The organism is Arthrobacter sp. Leaf69, from assembly GCF_001422645.1.
GTDB lineage: Bacteria > Actinomycetota > Actinomycetes > Actinomycetales > Micrococcaceae > Arthrobacter.
On sequence record NZ_LMLR01000014.1, the window covers coordinates 144156 to 158797 of the forward strand.

Sequence of the window (14642 nt, forward strand, 5' to 3'; positions counted from 1 at the left end):
GGTGCTGAAAGTGTGGAAGCTACTCCGCCGCGCCCATGGCGATAACGGCTTCTTCGATGGTGTCCTCGGCTGCGTTGTCCGGCGGAGCCGGTTCCGTCTGGTGAACGGGGTGGATGGTGGCCAGGACCTGGTCTGCCTTCACCAGTTCCCCGGAGGCGATACTGATGTGCACGGTCCCGTCCAGCGGGGCCACGAGCTGGTGCTCCATCTTCATGGCCTCCACCGCGAGCAGCACCTGCCCAGCGGTGACGGCGTCCCCGTTCTTCACGGAGACGGACACCACGGTGCCCGGCATCGGCGAGCGCACCGCGGGGTCGGCAGCGCCTTCCTCGCGTTCGACGGCGGCCAGCACCCGGGCCAGCTTGGCTTCGCGGCCCAGCGGTTCGAGCCGGCAGGACCAGCCGTCGTTGCCGAGAAAAACAAATTCCGGTGGGTCCTCCCGCTGATAGTCCTGCCCGGACCCCGCATGGGCGAACCGGAGTTCCCCGCCGTCGATCTCCAGGAAGACATCGTCACTGGACATCCCAATGACCCTCACCTCATGCTCGGGCCCGCCGTCGACGCGGACCCGAGCACTACCGAGATCGATGTTGCTGAGCCAAGTGACAGCCACGGTGGAGATTTTGCCGCCCGGGGCGCCGAAGCTCATGGTCCAGGCCGCCGGTGCACCCAGCCGCCACCCGGTGGTGGTGTCCCACGGCGAGCCGACCGTTTCCGGCGCCTCGGCGAGGACCCAGAACGGCATAGCCGCGGCGATCAGTTCGGCGTCGCCGGCCCGGCGGAACGTGAAGCCTGCCATTTTCCGTTCGATCAGGCCGGTATCGAGCCGGCCAGCCCGGACGTCGGCGTCGTTGATCAGCAGGCGCAGGTACTCGACGTTGGTGTCGATCCCCAGCGCGGTGTAGCGGGCGAGGGCGGTGTCGAGTTTGTCCAGGGCCGCCGTCCGGTCCCTGCCCCAGGCAATGACCTTGGAGATCATCGGGTCGTAGTCGCTGGAAATTTTCAGGCCCTCCAGCAGGGAGGAATCGATCCGGATGTCCGGATCGGCGGAGGCTGGTGTCAAGGCATCCAGGTCATCCATCGCGGTGAAGATCGTGCCGCGCTCATCCAGGAGCACCACCTCTCCGCCGGACGGCAGGAAATTCTTCTCCGGAACCTCGGCGTAGACGCGCGCCTCCACCGAGTGTCCGGTGAGGACGACGTCGTCCTGCCGGACGGTGAGTTTCTCTCCGGCGGCGATGCGCACCTGCCATTCGACGAGGTCGAGGCCGGTGACCATCTCGGTGACCGGGTGTTCGACCTGCAGGCGGGTGTTCATCTCCATAAAGAAGAATTCGTCCGGGGCGTTGTCGGAGACCAGGAACTCCACGGTGCCGGCGCCGGAGTAGTTGACGCTGCGGGCGGCGTTGCAGGCGGCATCGCCCAGACGGGCACGGATGTCCGCGCCGTCGGGCAGTGATTCCAGCAGCGGGGAAGGTGCCTCCTCGATGACCTTCTGGTGCCGGCGCTGCAGCGAGCACTCGCGCTCCCCCAGGTGGATGACGTTGCCGTGGTTGTCCGCCAGCACCTGGACCTCGATATGCCGCGGGGTGAGGACGAGCCGTTCCAGGAACAGGGTGTCGTCGCCGAAGGCGCTGGCCGCGACCCGGCGGGCGGTGACCAGGGTGGCTGCGAGGTCTTCGGGGCGCTCGACAATGTGCATGCCCTTTCCCCCGCCGCCGGCGGAGGGCTTGATCAGCAGCGGGAAGCCGACGCCGGCCGCGGCGTCGATCAGCTGGGCGTCCGTCATGCCGGGTTCGGCGATGCCCGGAACCACGGGCACGCCGTAGCCGGTGACATGGTTCTTGGACCGGATTTTGTCGCCCATGACATTGAGGGATTCGACGCCGGGACCGATGAACGTGATCTCCGCCTTTTCCAGGGCACGGGCGAAGTCGACGTTCTCGCTCAGGAAGCCGTAGCCCGGGTGCACGGCTTCGGCACCGGTGTCGCGGCAGGCCTGGATGATGGCCTCGATCTTGAGGTAGCTCTCGGCCGCCGCGGCGGGGCCGATCCGCACGGCGACGTCGGCCTCGCGCACGTGGCGGGCTCCGGCGTCGGCGTCGGAATAGACGGCGACCGAACGGATGCCCAGCACGCGCAGCGTGCGGATCACGCGGCAGGCGATCTCACCGCGGTTCGCGACGAGCACGGTGCCGAAGAGCGGCTTCGTGGGTGGCGTCGGGGAAGTTGTAGTCGGCGAAGAAAGAGTCGGCTCAGAAATAGTCACTGCTGGCTCACATCCGGAAAAGGCCGAAGGAGGTCTCCGGCAGCGGGGTGCGGGAGACGACGTCGAGCGCCAGTCCCAGGACGGTGCGGGTGTCCGCGGGGTCAATCACGCCGTCGTCCCAGAGGCGGGCGGTGGAATAGTAGGGGCTGCCTTGGTCCTCGTACTGCTGTTTGATCGGGGCTTTGAACGCGTCCTCGTCCGCGGCGGACCATTCCTCGCCCCGGGCCTCGTACTGGTCCCGTTTCACGGTGGCGAGCACGCTGGAGGCCTGGTTGCCGCCCATCACGGAGATCCGGGACGCCGGCCACATCCAGAGGAAGCGCGGCGAGTAGGCCCGGCCGCACATGGAGTAGTTGCCCGCACCGAAAGACCCGCCGATCACCACGGTCAGTTTGGGGACCCGGGCGGTGGCGACGGCGGTGACCATCTTGGCGCCGTTTTTGGCGATGCCGCCCTGTTCGTAGTCCTTGCCGACCATAAAGCCGGAGAGGTTCTGCAGGAAGATCAGCGGGATGCCGCGCTGGTCGCAGAGCTCAATGAAGTGGGCTCCCTTGAGCGAGGATTCGCTGAACAGCACACCGTTGTTGGCCACGATCCCCACGGGGTGGCCGTGCAGCTTCGCGAAACCCGTGACCAGGGTGGTGCCGTAGTTCTTCTTGAATTCGTGGAAGCGGCTGCCGTCCACCAGCCGGGCGATGACCTCGCGCACGTCGTACTGTGCGTTGACGTCGGTGGGGACGGCGCCGTACAGCTCCTCCAGGTCAGCCAGGGGTTCGACGACCGTATCGATGTCCCAGGCGGGGGCGGATGGGCGGGGCAGGGTGGAGACGATGTCGCGGACGATCTGGAGGGCATGCTCATCGTTCTCGGCCAGGTGGTCCGTGACCCCGGAGATTTTCGAGTGCACGTCGCCGCCGCCGAGTTCCTCCGCCGTGACGATCTCCCCGATCGCGGCTTTCACCAGCGGCGGGCCGCCCAGGAAGATGGTGCCCTGGTTGCGGACGATCACGGTCTCGTCGCTCATCGCCGGGACGTATGCGCCGCCGGCCGTGCAGGAACCCATTACGGAGGCGATCTGCGGGATCTTCGCCGCGGACATTTTGGCCTGGTTGAAGAAGATCCGGCCGAAGTGCTCCTTGTCCGGGAAGACCTCGTCCTGCTTGGGCAGGAAGGCCCCGCCCGAGTCCACGAGGTAGATGCAGGGCAGCCGGTTCTCGAGGGCGATTTCCTGGGCCCGAAGGTGCTTCTTGACCGTCATCGGGTAATAGGTGCCGCCTTTGACCGTGGCGTCGTTGGAGATGACCAGCACCTGGCGGCCGTGCACAAGGCCGATCCCGGCGATGACACCTGCACCGGGCGAATCGTCGTTGTACATGCCGTTGGCGGCCAGCGGCGCGATCTCCAGGAAGGGGCTGCCGTCATCCAGCAGCTGGTCGATGCGTTCGCGCGGCAGGAGTTTGCCGCGGGCCACATGGCGTTCCCGGGACTTTTCCGGTCCGCCCAGGGCTGCCGTGGCGAGGCGTTCCTTCAGCTCGCGGGCCAGCCCCAGCTGGGCCTCGCGGTTCGCGGCGAAGGCGGCGCTCGTGGCGTCCACCTGGCTGGCGATTGTCTCCATTGACTGCTTCCGTTCCGGGCCTTCATGCTGGGGGCCTCAATTGCAACCGTTCCAGCCACTTCGGTTAGTACCGCATAACTGAGATTTAGGTTAGTCTCTATTAACTGTGATGTCCAACACAGCACCCTGCGCGACGCCGCGCGGGCGGCTGGTTCACAAGACGAGGAATGTGCCGGTGACCGACCCCAGCCAGACGAACCAGACCGGCGCCCCGCCTGCGGCCGTCCTGCCCCCGACGCCGCTGCCACCCACCACCCAGCGTGGCCAGGCCAAGGAGAACCGCCGCCAGGCGCTGCTGTCCTCAGCGGCCGCCCTGTTCGCCGTCGACGGCTTCAACCGGGTGTCCTTGGAGGACCTGGGCGCCGCGGCCGGCGTCAGCGGGCCGGCGGTCTACCGACATTTTGCGGGTAAACAGGCCGTCTTGGGGGCGCTGCTGCTGAGCGTCAGCCAGGATCTGCTCGACGGCGGCCGGCGGGTGGTTGCCGATTCCGACGGCGCCGCCGTTGCGCTGCGCAGCCTGGTCGAGTTCCATGTGGACTTCGCGCTCAACAATCCCGACGTCATCCGCGTGCAGGACCAGGACTTCAGCAACCTCGCCGACGACGACCAGGCCGAGGTCCGCACCCTGCAACGCAACTATGTGGAGCTGTGGGTCGACGTCCTGTCCGGGCTGCACCCCGACACCGAGGATGCCGAACTCCGGATGCGCGCCCACGCCACGTTCGGACTGATCAACTCCACCCCGCACTCGGTGCGCAGCCACGGGCGGCGGATCGCGGTCAAGCGGGCCCGGCCTCTCCTGCAGAGTATGGCACTGGCGGCACTGATGGCCCCGGCCGTCCCCGGCCTGCCCGGCTGAGCCAAGAGCACCGCGGCGCCCCCGTTCGCCTCCGCGGGTTCCCGCCGTCGGCGGTCCGGGGGCACTTTGGCGCGAACACGCCGGGAACCAGGGCCCCGACGTCGGACATCGCGCCCAAAGTGCCCCCGGGCGGAGAAGCGCCGGTGGCCGCGCCGCCTCCTGGAAGGGCAGCCACCAGGCTTACACTTCCAGTCAGGCAACAGGGCACCAGGGCTTTGGCAGCCGTGGTCAATTGACTTACTGTTCATTCCAATTCAACCGGCAAGAAGGGGTTCGAGTGGCGGCATTACGCGACCCGGACTTCTGGGGGGATGATGGCCGTCTCGGCGTCATTACCCAAGGGGCCTGGACCAATCGCCTGATTCTGGTTTATCCGGACGCCCTTGGGACCTGGACCTTCATAGCAAGCTCTTCTGCGGAAGAAGAGATGCTGGATTTCTACCCAATATCGGACCAAGCCGCTGGAGAAGTCATTGCCGAACTGGGCATCGTCTGGTTGGCCCGAAACCTGCAAGAGAACCAACTTGAAGACCTGAACTTTGACCAGAGGTCACATCTGGGCGAGGACGCATCCATACGTGGAATGCTGACTGAAGCAATCAAGAGACTCTTCAGGAAAAAATAGACAGGCGGGGCGTCAAGCATGCCACCCTGTTGCCGGCACCCACGGATTGAAGCCTAACGAGCCGCTTCCGCCAGACTTACAAAAGGGTGAGCACAAGCATTGGTGCTGTGGCCTGCCCGCGCTCCGGGGGCACTTTGGCGCGGACACGCCGGGAACCAGGGCTCCGACGTCGAACGTTGGCCGCAAAGTGCCCCCGGACGGCAAATACGCCGCCGCCACGTACTCCAGACAACAAAACTGCCGGCCGCCCCTGGGCAGGGGCGGCCGGGAGCTCTGAGCTTGGGTCGCCTAAACCATGGCAAGCGCCATGCCCGGGTCGGACAGGATGGCGCCGAGGTCCTGCAGGAAGCGTGAGCCCTGCTCGCCGTCCACCAGGCGGTGGTCGAAGGACAGGCTGAGCGTCATGACCTGGCGCAGCGCCACCTCGTCCTGATACTCCCAGGGCATCTTCCGCACCGCACCGAGCGCCAAAATCGCGGCCTCGCCCGGGTTGAGGATGGGGGTGCCGGCATCGATGCCGAAGACGCCGATGTTGGTGATGGAGATGGTGCCCCCGGAGAGCTCGGCAGGAGCGGTCTTGCCCGCGCGTGCCGTGTCCGTCAGCTCGGTCAAGGCGGTGGAGAGCTCCAGCAGGGACATCCGGTCGGCGTCCTTGATGTTCGGCACGGTCAGGCCGCGCGGCGTGGCGGCCGCGATGCCCAGGTTCACGTAGTTGTACTGCACGATCTCCTGCTTGGCCTCGTCCCAGCGGGTGTTGAGCGTTGGGTGGTTGCGCAGGGCGATGAGCACGGCCTTTGCCACGACGGTCAGCGGCGTGAGCTTGTAGCCGGCAAACGCGCGGCTGGCCTTGAGCTTCGCCAGCAGTTCCATGGTCGGGGTGACGTCGACGGTGAGGAACTCCGTCACGTGCGGTGCGGTGAAGGCGCTGGAAACCATGGCGGCGGCAGTGAACTTCCGGACGCCCTTGATCGGGGTCCGGGTTTCCCGCTCGCCCTGCGCCGGAGCCTGCGCGGACACACCGGCCAGGTCCTGCGGTGCCACCGGCAGGTCTCCCCCTCCGACGAAGTTGCGCACATCGTCGCGGGTGATGAGTCCGTGCTCACCGGTACCGGTGACGGCTGCGAGGTCGACGCCGAGATCCTTGGCCAGCTTTCGCACCGGCGGCGTGGACCGCGGGCGCTCCGCGGACCGGGGCACGGCAGGCAGTGCCTCCGCAACCGCCGGGGCGGGCGCGACCGGCTCAACCACCGGGGCGGGCGCGACCGGCTCAACCACCGGGGCGGGCGCGGCGTCGGCCACGGCGGGGGCGGCGAAGCTGCGGGCGCGGCGGGCGGGCCGGCCGGAGTTCTCCAGGACGGCGCCGTAGCCAACGAGGTTCGGTTCACGCTTGGCCGGCGCGTCCGCACCGGAACCGCCGGCGGAACCGCCGTCGTCGCCCTCCACTTCGAAGGAAACGATCGGCTTGCCGACCTCGACGACGGTGCCGGGCTGTTCGTGGAGGGCCGCGACCACACCGGCGAACGGCGAGGGCAGCTCGACGACGGCCTTGGCCGTTTCGACCTCCGCGATGATCTGGTTGAGCGCGACGGTATCCCCCACCGCGACCTTCCACGCGACGATTTCCGATTCAGTGAGACCCTCGCCGAGGTCCGGCAGCCTGAATTCCTTGATCATGGTGGCGCTCATCCTTCCAGCCCGCTCAGGGAGTTGGGGCGGCCCAGGGCACGGTCCACGCCGTCCAGGATCCGGTCCAGACCCGGGAGGTGGTGCATTTCAAGCTTCGAATAGGGGTACGGGACGTCGAAGCCGGTGACCCGGACCGGGGCAGCCTCGAGGTGGTAGAAACAGCGTTCGGTGATGCTGGCGGCAACCTCGGCGCCGATGCCGCCGGTCTGGGAGGCTTCATGGGTGATGACCAGCCGGCCGGTCTTCCGGACCGAGGCCTCCAGCGTGGCGAAGTCCAGCGGGGCGAGCGAGCGCAGGTCGATGACTTCGATCGACACGCCCTCGTCCGCGGCGGCGAGGGCGGCGTCCTTGGCCGTCTTGACGAGCGGGCCGTACGCCACAAGCGTCACGTCCGTGCCTTCGGCGACCACACGGGCCTTCTCCAGGGACAGGGCGGCACCGAGGTCAAGGGCCTCGTCCACCTCACCCTTGTCGTGGTAGCGGCGCTTGGGTTCGAAGTACAGCACCGGATCATCCGAGGCGATGGCCTGCTGGATCATCGTGTAGGCGTCCTGGGGGTTGGAGACGCTGATGACGCGCAGCCCCGAGGTGTGGGTGAAGTAGGCCTCCGGCGATTCGGAGTGGTGTTCCGGAGAGCCGATGCCGCCGCCGAAGGGCACGCGGATGGTGATGGGCATCTTCACCGCGCCCTGGGTCCGGTAGTGCATCTTGGCGACCTGGCTGACGATCTGGTCGAACGCCGGGTAGATGAAACCGTCGAACTGGATCTCCACCACCGGGCGGTAGCCGCGGTACGCGAGTCCGACGGCGGTGCCCATGATGCCGGACTCGGCGAGCGGGGTGTCCACCACACGGTGCTTCCCGAAGTCCTTCTGCAGGCCGTCGGTAACGCGGAAGACACCGCCGAGGGCGCCGATGTCCTCGCCCATGAGGATCACCTTGGGATCATTTTCCAGGGACTTGCGCAGGCCCGAATTGATGGCTCGGGCAAAGGTCATCTGCGTCATCAGCGTGCACCTTCTTCAGAAGCGGCCTCTGCGGGATCGCGGAAGGAAGCCAGGTAACGGGAATAGTGGTCCTGCTGGCGCTCCAGCGTGGAATGGGGGGTGCTGTAGACGTGCTTGAAGATGTCCATCGGCGCCGGCTCGGGCATGTTGATGGTGCCCGCCCGCAGCGCCTTGGCAACGGCGTCGGCCTTGGCGGCGACGGCGGTTTCGAGGTCCTCGGTGAGCAGCCCCTTGCGTTCCAGCAGCGACTTCAGCCGGGCGATCGGGTCCTTGGCCGCCCAGTCCTCAAGCTCGTTGGCGTCACGGTAGCGGGTGGGGTCATCCGCCGTCGTGTGCGGGCCCATACGGTAGGTGACGGCCTCGATGAAGGTGGGACCGCCGCCGCGGCGCGCGCGGTCGATGGCGATGCGGGTTGCGGCCATCACGGCCAGGACATCGTTGCCGTCCACGCGCATACTGGGGATGCCAAAGCCGGCGGCGCGGTCCGCGATCTGGATGTGGGACTGCAGCCGGACCGGCTCGGAAATGGCCCAGTGGTTGTTCTGGCAGAAGAAGACCACCGGGGACTGGAAGCTGGCGGCGAACACCAGGGCCTCGTTGACATCGCCCTCGCTAGTGGCGCCGTCGCCGAAGTAGGCCACGGCGACCGAATCGGCGCCGTCGTTCTGTATTCCCATCGCGTAGCCGGTGGCGTGCAGGGTCTGGGCGCCGATGATGATCTGCTGTGTTGCGACGTTGACCGTGTACGGGTCCCAGCCCGCCAGGGCATTGCCCCGCCAGGCCTTGACGATGTCCTCCGGGTTGACCCCGCGGCAGTACGCGACGCCGTTGTCGCGGTAGCTGGGGAACACGAAATCATCGTCGCGGAGGGCCCGGGCCGAGCCGATCTGGGCGGCCTCCTGGCCCAGCAGCGGCGGCCAGAGCGCGAGTTCGCCCTGGCGCTGCAGCGCGGTGGCCTCGGTATCGATCCGGCGGATGACCACCATGTCTTCGTAGAGCGCACCGAGCTGCTCATCGGTGACATCCTGGAGCCAGGGATCGAACTCGGGATGGCTTACCCGTTCTCCCCCGGGAGTGACGAGCTGGACGAGATCCCCGCCTGTCCGCCTGTTTGATTCTGCACTGTTCCCGGGGCCACCGGCGGCAATGCCGCTCTTGCCCGCGTCGTCGGTAAACACAGTTGTCCGCACCTTCTGACGTCGTCTGACCGGTGCTCGCAGGACTCGTGATCCCGGTGCGCGCCGGCCGCCCGGGCGCCGTTGCCCCGGATATCTGTGACCCTACTCACAATGCCCATTGGGTACAACCACCCGCAAAGAAGTTGAGCATTCTGCACTGTCTGGCAGTTTGGCACCGTGCTAATCTTGCGCATTATGCAACCCTTGGATGGCACCGACACCCGCCTGCTTTCGGCCATGGCCCGGGATCCCCGGCGGACCGTCGTGGCGCTGGCCCAGAAACTGGGATTGTCGCGGAATACCGTGCAGGCCCGGATGGCGCAGCTGGAGAAGAAGCACGTCTTCCTGTCCTTTGAGCGCCGCATCAATCCGGCCTCGCTGGGCTACCCGCTGATGGCATTCATCTCGGTGCACGTCCAGCAGCAGAAGCTCGGCCAGCTGGCGGCGGAACTGGCCGATATTCCGGAGATCCTGGAGGGCTACGGCCTGACCGGCTCGGCGGACCTGCTGCTGCGGGTGGTGGCCCTCGACGCCGAGGACCTCTTCCGGATCAACGGCAAGATCCTGGCCTGCGACGGCGTGGACCGGACGGACACTGCCCTGGCCATGAGCGAGATGATCCCCTTCCGGATCCAGCCGCTGCTGGAACGTGGCTCCGCCGAAGGCTGAGGATTCCGCCGGACGCCAAACGGCAGGAGCCCCCATGCTGTTGCATGGGGGCTCCTGCCGTCTGTCAGCCGGTGTGGATCACCAGCGGGTGATGCCTTAGTGGTCGGTGGCCTTTTCGGCGCCCACGCCCGTGAGGGAGCGGACTTCCATTTCGGCCTGCTTGGTGGTGTCTTCCAGCCTCTTGTCGAGCACCGAACCGAGCCATCCCAGGAAGAACGCGAGCGGGATGGAGACGATGCCGGGGTTGCTGAGCGGGAAGATCGCGAAGTTGGCGCCCGGGATCATGGACGTCTTGGCACCGGAGACCACCGGGGACAGCGCGATCAGGATGATCGCCGAGCCGAGCCCGCCGTACATGCTCCAGATGGCGCCCTGGGTGGTGAACTTACGCCAGAACAGCGAGTACAGGATGGTGGGCAGGTTGGCCGATGCCGCCACCGCGAAGGCGAGCGCCACGAGGAACGCCACGTTCTGTCCGTTGGCGAAAATGCCGCCGGCAATGGCCAGGAGACCAATCACGATGACGGTCTTGCGGGCCACCTTGACCTCGGTGGCCGGGTCAGCCTTGCCCTTGGCAATGACGCTGGCGTAGATATCGTGGGCGAACGATGCCGCCGCGGTGATCGTCAGGCCGGCGACGACGGCCAGGATGGTGGCGAACGCCACGGCCGAGATGAAGCCGAGCAGCAGCGGGCCACCGAGGTGGAACGCCAGCAGCGGTGCCGCGGAGTTGACGCCGCCCGGAGCAGCCTTGATCGTTTCAGCGCCCACCAGCGCCGCAGCACCGTAGCCCAGGACCAGCGTGAACAGGTAGAACAGGCCGATCAGCCAGATGGACCAGACCACGGACTTGCGGGCTTCCTTGGCGGTCGGGACCGTGTAGAAGCGCATGAGCACGTGGGGCAGGGCCGCGGTGCCGAGCACGAGGGCCAGGCCCAGGGACATGAAGTCGAGCTTGGAGGTTTCGGTCTTGCCGTACTGCATGCCCGGGTTCAGGATGTTCGGGTTGCCCGAGGTTTCCACCGCTCCGCCGAGCAGGTCGGAGAGGTTGAAGCCGTAAATAGCGAGGACCCAGAAGGTCATCACGGCAGCGCCGGCGATCAGGAGCATGGCCTTGATGATCTGGACCCAGGTGGTGCCCTTCATGCCGCCGATCAGTACGTACATGATCATCAGGGCGCCGACGACGATGATGACCAGCGCCTGTCCGCCCCAGTCACTGATGCCCAGCAGCAGGGAGATCAGGCTGCCGGCTCCGGCCATCTGGGCCAGGAGGTAGAAGAAGCAGACCGCGAGGGTGGAGATGGCGGCTGCGATGCGCACGGGGCGCTGCTTGAGCCGGAAGGAGAGAACATCGGCCATGGTGAACTTGCCGGTATTGCGGAGCAATTCGGCCACGAGCAGCAGGGCGACGAGCCAGGCGACCAGGAAGCCGATGGAGTACATAAAGCCGTCGTAGCCGTTGATGGCGATGGCGCCGGTGATGCCGAGGAACGAGGCCGCGGACAGGTAGTCGCCGGCGATGGCGGTGCCGTTCTGCGGCCCGGTGAAGGACCGTCCGGCGGCGTAGTAGTCCGCGGCCGTCTTATTGTTTCGGCTTGCCTTGATCACGATGATCATGGTGACCGCCACGAACAGGGCGAAGATGCCCATGTTCAGCAGCGTGGTTTCCTTGAGATCCGCAACGTTCACTGCGGGGACCATAAACGTCATTTCTCTACCCCGCTGATCTGGTTGCCGTGCTTGTCGAACTCGTGGCCTTCGATTTCATGGCGGATTTCCGCTGCGATCGGGTCCAGCCTCCGGTTCGAGTAGCTGACGTACCAGCCGGTGATGGCGAACGTGGTCACGAACTGAAGCAGGCCCATGATCAGGCCGATGTTGATGTTGCCCCAGACCTTGGTGGACATGAACTCCACCGCATAGTCGGCCAGCAGGACATAGGCGAAGTACCAGAGCAGGAATGCAATGGCCATCGGAAAGACAAAGCTGCGGTGACGTTTGCGCAGTTCCTGGAACCGCTCCGTCGACTGGACTTCCTTGAAGTCCACGGCCGCCGTAGCGTCCGTTTCTTGGGCTTCGTGACCCATCGTTCCTCCTCATTGAGACTGGCGAGTCCACACCGGCTTGCTTTGACCTGCTCCGAACAGCCCACGGGCCAATGTGACTGCTATCACTGTCTCCCGTGATGCGGCCAACCAACAGAACCGCCCGGCCCTGCGTCGCTCAGCGGTCGGGATGCTGCGGTCAGCGGTGCCTCCAGCACGGTCCGGCGCCCGAACGGCCGTCGCCCGGCGGGCGCCGCGATACGCTGGGCCCATGCCCGACTCTCCCCTGTTCACCGCCGCCGCCATCGCCGTGATCGCAGCGGCGATCGCCGTCGTCGTCGCCGTTGGGCTCAAGGTGCTCCGCTCCTTCAGGGACCTTGGCACCGACGCGGAGCGGGCCACCTACAAGACGCTGCACGCGGCCTCGCGCGCCGGCCAGCATCTGCGGACCGGGCTCAATCCGACCGGCGCCGCCAAGGCCAGCCGGCAGCTGCGCAGCCTGCTGGGCTGCGACGCGCTGGCGATAGCCGACACGTCCGGTGTCCTCGCCTGGGACGGGGCCGGGGAGGAGCTCAAGCCGCTCCTGATGGAACTGTCGGCGGGAGTGCTCGACGGCGGCCATACCGCCGTGATCCCGGCCGGCGAGGTGCAGGAACTGGCCCAGGGCCAGGGCACCGTGGCCACCCGCACGGACGTGGAACGCGGCGCGGTGATCGCCCCGATCAAAACGGGGACCAGGGTGGTGGGCGTGGTGGCCGCCTTCGCCCCGGCGGTGGGCTCCGGCCTGGTCCGGGCCACCAGCGAGGTGGCCGACTGGGTGGCCACGCAGGTGGAACTGGCCGAACTCGACGCGTCGCGCACGCTGCTGATGGAGGCCGAGGTGCGCGCCCTCCGGGCCCAGATCAGCCCGCACTTCATCTACAACTCCCTGAACGCGATCGCTTCCTTCATCAACACGGACCCGGTCCGGGCGCGCGAGCTGGTGGTGGAGTTCGCGGACTTCACGCGCTACTCCTTCCGCCGGCATGGTGACTTCACCACGCTCGCCGAGGAACTGCGCTGCATCGACCGCTACCTGCTGCTGGAACGTGCCCGGTTCGGCGACCGCGTGCAAGTGAGCCTGCGGATCGCCCCCGAAGTGCTCAGCACCGTGATCCCGTTCCTGAGCCTGCAGCCGCTGGTGGAAAACGCCGTCCGGCACGGTCTCGAGGCGAAAGAGGGACCGGGCCACATCTCCATTACGGCCAACGATTCCGGCGCCTTCGCCGAGGTGACCATCGAGGATGACGGCGTGGGCATGGATCCGGAGCAGTTGCGGGCGGTCCTCGCCGGGCACGGCGAGGGCGATCACGTCGGGCTGCGCAACGTCGATGCCCGGCTGCGGCAGGTCTACGGCGACGACAACGGGCTGGTGATCGAGACGGCGCCCGGGGAAGGCACGCTGATCACCATGCGCGTCCCCAAGTCGCAGCCCCGCCACGATGCCTGAGCCTGCGGCCGGCTGCCGTGCCTGCGGCAGTAGTCTTGATCCATGATTAACGTCCTCGTCGCCGACGACGAGCTGCCCGCTGTTGAGGAATTGGCCTTCCTGCTCGGCCGGGACGACCGGATCGGCACCATCTACCGCGCGTCCTCCGGGACCGAGGCCCTGCGAGCCCTCGAGGCCGAGGCTGTCGACGCCGTCTTTCTGGACATCCACATGCCGGCCCTCTCCGGCCTGGACATCGCGCGCGTCATCTCGCGCAGCAGCAGGCCGCCCGCGGTGGTTTTCGTCACTGCCGATGAGGACTGCGCCCTGGAAGCCTTCGAGCTGGCCGCCGTGGACTACCTCCTAAAACCCGTCCGCGCCGAGCGGCTGGCGAAGTCGATCGGCCGGATCAGCGAACTGCTCAAGGAGGGCGCCCCGCGGCCGGAGATGATCACCGTGGACCTCGGCGGCACCACCAAGATGATCCGCCGCGAGGATGTCACCTATGTCCAGGCCCAGGGCGACTACGCCAGGCTGCACACCGCGGACGCCAGCTACCTCATCCGCGTTCCGCTGGCCGACCTGGAACAGCAATGGGCCGAAGCAGGGTTTATCCGCATCCACCGGTCCTACCTCATCGCGCTGAACCATGTCAGCCACATGAAGCTCGCCGCCGCCCGTCCCAGCGTCACCGTGACGGGTGCCGAACTGCCAATCAGCCGGCGGCACCTGCCGTCAGTGCGGGAGAAGCTTGAGGCGACCCGGATCCGGCCGCAGGCATGACCCGCGTCCGCGTCACCGCGCCCCGCAGCGTCCGGGCTGGCGGCATCACGGCAGGCAGCGCCACAGCGGGCAGCGTCACGGCAGGCAGCGCCAGTCAGGGCGGCAGCGCGGTGACGGCCGCGAGGTTGGCCGCCGCTTCCCGCGAGGCCGCCGAGGAATCCGACGCCGGCCAGGTGTTTGTCCGCTCGTTGATCCGCTCGCAGCTGCGGCTCGGGGTGGTGGTGGCCGCGGGATTCCTGCTGATCCTGGCCGCGTTCCCGCTGATGCTGGGGCTGGTCCCCGGGCTCGCGGAGTCCACGATCATGGGCCTGCCCTTCGACTGGGTGCTGCTGGGCGCGGGGATCTACCCGGTGGTCGGGCTCAGCGCGTGGCTGTATATCCGGACGGCGGCCCGGAACGAGTCCCGCTACCGGGATCTCGTCGGGGACAAGTGAG

13 protein-coding genes are annotated in these 14642 nt (G+C 67.1%); 6 read left to right on the plus strand and 7 right to left on the minus strand.

The genetic code is table 11. The features are described 5' to 3' along the window. Positions 1 to 19 precede the first annotated feature (19 nt). Positions 20 to 2263 carry an acetyl/propionyl/methylcrotonyl-CoA carboxylase subunit alpha gene (locus tag ASE96_RS15925; RefSeq protein ID WP_056432860.1) on the minus strand — a complete coding sequence of 748 codons (2244 nt, stop codon included), beginning with the start codon at positions 2261 to 2263 and terminating at the stop codon, positions 20 to 22. Between the two features lie 13 nt (positions 2264 to 2276). Beyond that, positions 2277 to 3884, minus strand: a complete 1608-nt coding sequence (locus ASE96_RS15930; protein WP_056432582.1) for a carboxyl transferase domain-containing protein — start codon at positions 3882 to 3884, stop codon at positions 2277 to 2279. 169 nt (positions 3885 to 4053) lie between these two features. Between ASE96_RS15930 and ASE96_RS15935 the strand changes: the two genes are divergently transcribed. Then, positions 4054 to 4743 carry an SACE_7040 family transcriptional regulator gene (locus tag ASE96_RS15935; protein ID WP_442853906.1) on the plus strand — a complete coding sequence of 230 codons (690 nt, stop codon included), beginning with the start codon at positions 4054 to 4056 and terminating at the stop codon, positions 4741 to 4743. 277 nt (positions 4744 to 5020) lie between these two features. Next, on the plus strand, positions 5021 to 5368 hold the full coding sequence (locus ASE96_RS15940; protein ID WP_056432585.1) for a hypothetical protein: 348 nt from the start codon (positions 5021 to 5023) through the stop codon (positions 5366 to 5368). 288 nt (positions 5369 to 5656) lie between these two features. On the opposite strand, the gene ASE96_RS15945 is transcribed toward ASE96_RS15940, so the two are convergent. From ASE96_RS15945 to pdhA, 3 genes are read right to left on the minus strand one after another with little or no spacing between them, the layout of a single operon-like run. After that, entirely contained in the window at positions 5657 to 7054 is a 1398-nt protein-coding gene (locus ASE96_RS15945) for a dihydrolipoamide acetyltransferase family protein (protein WP_056432588.1), read from the minus strand. After that, positions 7051 to 8061, minus strand: a complete 1011-nt coding sequence (locus ASE96_RS15950; RefSeq protein WP_056432590.1) for an alpha-ketoacid dehydrogenase subunit beta — start codon at positions 8059 to 8061, stop codon at positions 7051 to 7053. Before ASE96_RS15950 ends, ASE96_RS15945 begins: the two co-directional genes overlap by 4 nt. Next, positions 8061 to 9239, minus strand: coding sequence for a pyruvate dehydrogenase (acetyl-transferring) E1 component subunit alpha (gene pdhA / locus ASE96_RS15955; RefSeq protein ID WP_056432593.1), 1179 nt, complete (start codon positions 9237 to 9239; stop codon positions 8061 to 8063). Before pdhA ends, ASE96_RS15950 begins: the two co-directional genes overlap by 1 nt. Before the next feature lie 195 nt (positions 9240 to 9434). Here pdhA and ASE96_RS15960 point away from each other — a divergent pair, with 195 nt between their 5' ends. After that, entirely contained in the window at positions 9435 to 9908 is a 474-nt protein-coding gene (locus ASE96_RS15960; RefSeq protein ID WP_056432596.1) for an Lrp/AsnC family transcriptional regulator, read from the plus strand. Between the two features lie 96 nt (positions 9909 to 10004). On the opposite strand, the gene ASE96_RS15965 is transcribed toward ASE96_RS15960, so the two are convergent. Beyond that, the gene (locus ASE96_RS15965) at positions 10005 to 11621 is read right to left on the minus strand and encodes a solute symporter family protein (protein WP_056432598.1); all 1617 of its coding nucleotides are present in this window, start codon (positions 11619 to 11621) and stop codon (positions 10005 to 10007) included. After that, positions 11618 to 11998 (minus strand): DUF485 domain-containing protein, encoded by a 381-nt coding sequence (locus ASE96_RS15970; RefSeq protein WP_056432601.1) that lies wholly within the window; start codon positions 11996 to 11998, stop codon positions 11618 to 11620. Before ASE96_RS15970 ends, ASE96_RS15965 begins: the two co-directional genes overlap by 4 nt. Positions 11999 to 12227: 229 nt before the next feature. Between ASE96_RS15970 and ASE96_RS15975 the strand changes: the two genes are divergently transcribed. From ASE96_RS15975 to ASE96_RS15985, 3 genes are read left to right on the plus strand one after another with little or no spacing between them, the layout of a single operon-like run. Continuing rightward, on the plus strand, positions 12228 to 13445 hold the full coding sequence (locus ASE96_RS15975) for a sensor histidine kinase (RefSeq protein WP_056432604.1): 1218 nt from the start codon (positions 12228 to 12230) through the stop codon (positions 13443 to 13445). A 42-nt stretch (positions 13446 to 13487) separates the two neighbouring features. Beyond that, on the plus strand, positions 13488 to 14207 hold the full coding sequence (locus ASE96_RS15980; protein ID WP_056432607.1) for a LytR/AlgR family response regulator transcription factor: 720 nt from the start codon (positions 13488 to 13490) through the stop codon (positions 14205 to 14207). Continuing rightward, entirely contained in the window at positions 14204 to 14641 is a 438-nt protein-coding gene (locus ASE96_RS15985) for a hypothetical protein (RefSeq protein ID WP_235500298.1), read from the plus strand. The genes ASE96_RS15980 and ASE96_RS15985 overlap by 4 nt, the downstream gene beginning before the upstream one ends. Position 14642 lies beyond the last annotated feature (1 nt).